5 protein-coding genes are annotated in these 6,691 nt (G+C 44.1%); 2 read left to right on the plus strand and 3 right to left on the minus strand.

The features are described 5' to 3' along the window. Window positions 1-12 precede the first annotated feature (12 nt). Complete coding sequence (locus BS63_RS0106985; RefSeq protein WP_028798510.1) at window positions 13-4,134, plus strand: GH32 C-terminal domain-containing protein; 4,122 nt, start codon at window positions 13-15, stop codon at window positions 4,132-4,134. A 77-nt stretch (window positions 4,135-4,211) separates the two neighbouring features. Here the strand turns inward: BS63_RS0106985 and BS63_RS0106990 are convergent, their stop codons facing one another. Genes BS63_RS0106990 through BS63_RS0107000 form a run of 3 tightly spaced genes read right to left on the minus strand, consistent with a single transcriptional unit; the run spans window position 4,212 to window position 6,042 of the window. Beyond that, on the minus strand, window positions 4,212-4,709 hold the full coding sequence (locus tag BS63_RS0106990) for a hypothetical protein (protein ID WP_002963350.1): 498 nt from the start codon (window positions 4,707-4,709) through the stop codon (window positions 4,212-4,214). After that, window positions 4,706-5,350 (minus strand): Pr6Pr family membrane protein, encoded by a 645-nt coding sequence (locus BS63_RS0106995; protein ID WP_002963351.1) that lies wholly within the window; start codon window positions 5,348-5,350, stop codon window positions 4,706-4,708. The genes BS63_RS0106990 and BS63_RS0106995 overlap by 4 nt, the downstream gene beginning before the upstream one ends. Continuing rightward, window positions 5,347-6,042 (minus strand): type 1 glutamine amidotransferase domain-containing protein, encoded by a 696-nt coding sequence (locus BS63_RS0107000; RefSeq protein ID WP_028798511.1) that lies wholly within the window; start codon window positions 6,040-6,042, stop codon window positions 5,347-5,349. The genes BS63_RS0106995 and BS63_RS0107000 overlap by 4 nt, the downstream gene beginning before the upstream one ends. 390 nt (window positions 6,043-6,432) lie before the next feature. Here BS63_RS0107000 and BS63_RS0107005 point away from each other — a divergent pair. Then, window positions 6,433-6,691, plus strand: a 259-nt coding sequence (locus BS63_RS0107005; RefSeq protein WP_028798512.1) for a helix-turn-helix domain-containing protein, incomplete at its 3' end; no start/stop codon positions are given.

Consider the following 6,691-nt stretch of genomic DNA (forward strand, 5'->3'; position numbering starts at 1 on the left):
GGAAAACTTATTATGAAGGATAGTTCATCTAAGGAAAACAAACAGGCCGGTTGGTATATGCACAAGCGTGGTAAACACTGGATTTTTGGCTGTAGCCTTGTTACCCTGCTCGTCGCAGGGCTGGCACTCGCAAGCCCCGTCTATGCTGAGGATACCACTGCAACAACTGCTAGTTCTTCCAGCACCCAGTTGGCTGATGCTGGCGGAATTTCTGAAAAATCAGCAGACAATTCAGCAACGACTTCTACTTCTGCAACAGATAATCCAACGACTGTTGCTGATAAGCAAACCACTCCAGAAAGCCAAGATGCTTCTACTGGAGACGAAACTAGCAAAAGCGATGCCACACCTGAATCTGGTGAAACTGATGGGCAAGCAGCTGCTGATACTTCTACTGCAGCCGTTTCTGTTGAAGCTAATGAGCAAACGGATGTGGATTCAAGCAAGGGGGAAACTTCAACTGTCAAGCCTGCCGATGTAGCAGTCACCCTTGAAAAGGCCGATGCAGCCCAAGTTGCTGAAAAGGGCTATCAGACTAACTTGACTAATCTCAAACCAACAAATGGAACTTGGGAAGTTCGAGACGACGGTCTCTACAGCAATGCTATTGACAAGGGTGACAGTTGGGAACTCTCTGATATTCAGGCTGATAATTTTGTCTATTCAACCGATGTTAAATTTCTCAAAGACCAAGGTGCTGTCGGTCTAATCTTCCGCAGCACTGATCCCAACAATGTTCAAAATAGCTATGCCATCAACATTGATGGAGGAACAAAGAAGAGCAAATTCTGGCGGTGGCAGGATGGTCAGGATCAACAACTGATTGATGAAAAAGAGATTAGTCCAAGTGACGATGGTAACTATTTCATCAGAGTTGTCGCTCTTGATTCCTGGCTATCCTTCTACATCAACGGTCAATTAATCGGTTCTACCGGCGATTATACCCTACAAAAAGACGACAGGGGACAAACAACTGTTATCAAGGATGGCTATCTGGGCTTACTTAACTGGAATAGCGAAGTAGTCTTCCAAAACACCTACTACACGCCAATTACCGATGACTTAAATCCAGAATTAGAAGATGTTACTGTCACATCCGACCAAGGTAGCGTCGAAAAGAAAGGTCAGTTCTTGGCCAATGCTCCGATTAATATCCAGTATGTTGATAATGCCACGACTAGTGTAAAACTAACTATTAAGCCAAAAAATAATCAGGCGGATATCAAGATTACCGATAGCACCGGCAAGGAATATCAATTAACTGACAGCATTCCTCTGGCTGTTGGTGCTAATTATCTAACGGTGACCAGCACTGTTACGACTGAGGCTAATCAGGCCAGCCTGACCTATCGCATCAATGTCCATCGGCGACAAGCGAATGACGTTTATTACAATGAACTCTTCCGCGACCAATACCACTACTCTGTCAAGGATGGCTGGGGCAATGACCCTAACGGTCTGGTCTACTATAAGGGCAAATATCACCTCTTCTATCAATTCTATGATGATAATGTTTGGGGACCAATGCACTGGGCTCATGCGACCAGCACCGATTTGATTCATTGGGAAGAGCAACCAATTGCCCTCTACCCTGACACCAACGGGACCATGTTCTCAGGTTGTATTGTCGTCGATGAACACAATACTTCTGGTTTCTTCAAAGATGGAGAAGGCGGACTGGTTGCCCTAGTGACGGCTGATGGCAACGGCCAACGTATTAAGTTGGCCTATAGCTCAGATGAGGGGCAAACCTGGACCAAGGTGGATCAAGTTGCGGCAGACTGGTCTAATGACCCGCTGCAAAGCAAGGATTTCCGCGACCCTAAGGTCTTCCATTGGAATAACAAATGGTTCATGGTTCTAGCTGGCGGTCCATTGCGTATCTATTCTTCCGATAATCTAAGAGATTGGTCGGTTGAATCGACCTACCCAGACATCCAAACCGAATGTCCTGACCTCTATCCGATTCAAACCGATGATGGTACTGTCAAATGGGTCCTTTCCCGAGGTGGCCGCTACTACAAGGTTGGCGATTTCAAGCAAGTTGATGGTAAATGGACCTTCTGCCCAGATCAGGCCTATCAGGATTCCGATGGCATTATGAATCTTGGTAAAGATTCCTACGCTGCCATGACCTATTATGTACAGGATTTTGGTAGCGAGGCCAATCCTACCATTCCAAAATTAACAGAACTAAACTGGATGAATACCTGGGACTACTGTAACCTAGTCGGTAAGACCCTTGACCAAGACTTCAACGGAACCTATAATCTCAACCTGCAATTGGGATTGACCAAGGAAAATGATAGATATATCTTGACGCAAACTCCAATTAAAGCCTACGAGTCTCTTCGCGACACAGCTAAGGCTATAAACTATCAGGATGTTACGGTTTCGGCTAATAATGATTTACTCAAGGATGTTAAATCCGATAGCTATGAAATCGTCTCAACCTTTAGGCCAAGTGCAAGTACCACGAAGGTTGGCTTTAAATTACGGCAATCACAAGACCAAGTCACTGTTGTCTCTTATGATCTACAAACTCAAGAACTCTCAATCGACCGTAGCAAATCAGGCATTATTATTAACGATAAATTTGCTGAAGTCAACAAGCAAAAGGTAACGACAAATGCTGATGGTAGCATTTCTCTTCATATCTTTGTCGACCGCGCTAGCCTTGAAGTCTTTGCTAAGGGAGACACTGTAGCTGGTGCCAACCAAATTTTCCCAGCTCCTGATAGCCTTGGAGCCAGTGTCTTCACGGAAGGTGGCGACGCTAAAGCTGATATTGCCTTTTACCCACTTAAGTCTATCTGGACCAATAAGGTCGTAACAGACAAGCCATTCAAACTTGTCGGAACCGGCCAGGCTGAAACACGCTTGAATACTGGTCAGTCAACAAGTTTTGAGGCCTACCTAGCACCTGCTCAAGCCAAGCAGGAAGTAAACTGGCAATTAGATAAGCCTGACCTAGTTGACTTTAGTCAATCTGGTAATAAGGTGACCTTGACTGCCAAAAAGGCTGGCAGTTTAACCCTGACGGCAAGCTCTAAGGAGGATCCTAGCTTGACCAAGGTCTACAAAATTAATATCTTTGAGAATAATTTTAAGACCAACTTGAAAAATCTCAAGGCTATTTCAGGGCAATGGGTGGTCGATGATAAAGAGCTGCTGGACAGCAATACCAGCGCTAATGATGCCATTATGTCAACCGATATTGTCCCTTATGCTGAATATAAATTAGAAGCTGATGTTAAATATCAAAAGGGCTTGGTCAACATCTTCTTTGCCTCTCCGGCAACCGACCCAGCTAATGCCTACACCTTCCAATTGGGCGACCAAACCAGTGCACGACTTTACTACTTCCAAGGGGATACCATCACAGAAGAACCGCTCACAAAGGCGCTCAATGATAATCTCTACCATCACCTTGAAATCAAGAAGACCAAGGATAGTGTGAGCCTGAGTATTGATGGACAAGAAGTTATGAGCCATAAATTTGACACAGTTAAGGACTATTTCAATAAGGCCTATATTGGCCTGGGACTTTGGGATGGAGAGGTCGCTTTCCAAAATGTCTATCTGACTCCGCTCAATCAGGAAGTTAAGTCGCAAGGCTGGTTCACCGCTAATCAAGCTTGGTATTATCGCAAGGCAGATGGCCAACTAGAGACTGGTTTGGCTGATATTGATGGACAAACTCATTACTTCAATGCCGATGGCTCTCAAGTCAAGGGAGACTTCGCTTCACCCGATGGTGGCAAGACTTGGTACTACTTAGATAAAGATAATGGACAGGTTTTGACAGGCCTTCAAGTGATCAATGGTAAAACCTACTATTTCAACGCCGATGGCTCTCAAGTCAAAGGAGACTTCGCCTCGCCCGATGGTGGCAAGACTTGGTACTACTTAGATAAAGATAATGGACAGGTTTTGACAGGCCTTCAAGTGATCAATGGTAAAACCTACTATTTCAATGCCGATGGCTCTCAAGTCAAAGGAGACTTCGCTTCGCCTGATGGCGGTATAACTTGGTATTACCTTGATAAGGATAATGGCCTTAGAGTAACGGGTAGACAAGTCATTAACGGTGAAGTTTGCTACTTCGACCAAGACGGTCGTCAACTCAAATAGTTTCTTGAATAAAAAGAAAGGCAGGTCTGACAAGAGGTCACCCAAAAGTGGCTTCGCAGTCAAACCTGTCTTTTTTATTACTTAAAATTCTCCAACCAGCGGGCAATCATGGCTTGATTGTCGCCCTTGAGGGTGAAATAGGAGCCGCGGATGGTGCCAGCTAGTTTGGATTTCTGGCGAGCAAATTTGAAACGGCCCTCCAGCTCGCTAGGAACTTCCATCCCATCAGAGAGCTTGAGTCCAACCGCTCGCTTCTTGGGATTGTCCAATTCATAGAGGACATCGATTGCCAAACCATCCTCATAAAAGACATGTGTCCAGAGAATGCGGTCCTCTAGGAAAAACTGGGCAATTTCTAAGGGCCTGGCCGCAAAGACCAGGTCCCTCTCTCGCTTGAGCAGGTCTTCAATATCAGCCATAAGTTCCGCTCTTTCTGAAATAGGCTGGGTTTCGAAATCCACCTTGAACTTATTCCAGAAGTAACGAGCTTCATTGGCCCGCAAGCCTGCTAGGCTTTCTGCGACCGGTGAGCTATCCAGTCCTTGACTGGATACATTTTTGAAATCTATCTTCATGAGTTTTTCTCCTGCTTTTGCTGACTTGGCCCTATCCAAAATTTTACCAAACTAAAGAGATAGCCCAAGATGAGGTAAAAGATAAAAAGAGCCAGACTATTTTTGAGGACAAAGCCCCAACCATACTTATGGACATTGACAAAATAGTAAGGGAAGGGACTGTCCACTGCACCGGGAATGGTCCACTTGGTTATGAAGCCATTGCACAGAGCCAAAAAGCTGTAAGCCAACTGGAAACCCAACCAAAGCAGGGGATCCCAGAGTCTGTAGACCTTCTTGCGGTCAAAATGTAAGGTGTCCAGTACAAAGCCTAAGGGGAGGATATAGTGAACTAGAAAATTCTCCAGATTCCAATAGGCCTGAACTTTCACTAACGGCGCCAAAAAGAAATGATAAATGATGAAGGTAATCAAAATCATAACTGTTAGACCACCTTTGAAGCGAAGCCAGTTAGTCCCCTGTAAAATAGCTTGTTGCCGCTTGCTCATTAAATAAAGACTGAAGCCTAAAAAGCCTGTTACGGCAAGGTTGGAAAGAATGGTGTAATAGAGGAGCATGCCCGGTCCGTACTTGTAGAGTTGCAGGCTGAGACCCAGAAGCCCAAGAACAAATAAAATGCTGCGGTAAAGACGGACAATCATTCTGCTTCACCTAGAAGCATGTCAGCCAAGGTTTCAGCCAATTCTTTGGTCGATTGTGGATTCTGTCCGGTCAAGAGACACCCCTCTAACTGAACGTGAGACTGGAAAGGACCAGCTTCACCAAAGTTTGCACCCAGTCTTTGCAGGCGGTCCTGTAAAAGGAAGGGAACATGGTCACTGTGGCCAACATGTAGTTCTTCAGCATTAGTATAACCTGTGACCGTTTTTCCTTCGACAAAGACTTGGTCATCAATCTCGAGAGCCTGATTTGTCAAAGCTGCCACACCATGACAGACTGCTGCTACTGGTTTTTGCATCTTAGTCATGGCTAAAATCCATTGGGCAGCTCGGGGATCTTGGACAAAGTCATACATAGCGCCGTGTCCGCCTGCGAAATAGATAGCTGAGTAATTCTCTGGATTTAGCTTATCTAAGGACTGTGAATTTACCAACTCTGACATAAAACGAAGGTCATCGTAATAAGGCAGAGTTTGCTCATCCATAAATTGTTCCGAAAGGCTGTAGGGATCCAGTGGAATTTCTCCTCCCTTAAGACTGGCGATTTTAAAAGGGATACCCTTTTCTTCCATGATATGAATAAAATGGGTTAATTCCCCCAGCCAAAGGCCCGTTGGAATATCATAACCCTCATAGTGGTCTTGATTAGTTGCCAAAATTAAAATTGGTTTCATGATTCTCTCCCTCTCATGTAAAAATACTGTGTGTCCAAGCTCCTTCAATTTTTAATATCCGTTTACTTGGACTTAACTTATTAAAAATATTCCCACCCCTCATTCCATCAGTAAAACTTTTTTCAATCAAGCTCTCACTCTCTCCCTGGGCTGTTTTCACTTGGCTAGTGAATTCATCAAAAGTTTCCTGACTTTTTAAAGGTGTTTGAACTTATATATTATAGCCTGTTAACTAATATAGGACAAGGAAAAAGCCTTGATGTCAGGCTTTTTAGGATGATTTTAAGTTAAGTCATGATAAATTGTAAAATATAGTGCAACAAAAAAACTCATAGCGTTTCATTGGTGTAAACTGTAAGTAACCACACAAACAGAACCCGAGGAAAAACTATGAGCTACTCCCATCTTACCATAACCGACCGAATAAAGATAGAAACCTACTTAGAATTAGGTTTGAAACCTTGCCAAATTGCAAATAAACTTGGCGTCCATAAGTCTACTATTTCAAGAGAGTTAAGACGATGCCAAAATGGTTATTCCGCAGCCTTAGCACAGGAACAGTACGACCACAGGGCTAAGCAAAAAGGTCGGAAGTCTCGTTTGACACCAAAGTTGAAAAAGGAAATTGAGGACGGTTTAAAATCCTCCT

The organism is Streptococcus sobrinus DSM 20742 = ATCC 33478, from assembly GCF_000686605.1.
Taxonomy (GTDB): Bacteria; Bacillota; Bacilli; order Lactobacillales; family Streptococcaceae; genus Streptococcus; species Streptococcus sobrinus.

Excerpts from the sequence above, each read along its gene's own strand:
- BS63_RS0106985 (WP_028798510.1), top strand. The coding sequence starts at position 13 with ATGAAGGATAGTTCATCTAAGGAAAACAAACAGGCCGGTTGGTATATG.
- BS63_RS0106990 (WP_002963350.1), bottom strand. The coding sequence starts at position 4,709 with ATGAAGATAGATTTCAAAAATGTATCCAGTCAAGGACTGGATAGCTCA.
- BS63_RS0106995 (WP_002963351.1), bottom strand. The coding sequence starts at position 5,350 with ATGATTGTCCGTCTTTACCGCAGCATTTTATTTGTTCTTGGGCTTCTG.
- BS63_RS0107000 (WP_028798511.1), bottom strand. The coding sequence starts at position 6,042 with ATGAAACCAATTTTAATTTTGGCAACTAATCAAGACCACTATGAGGGT.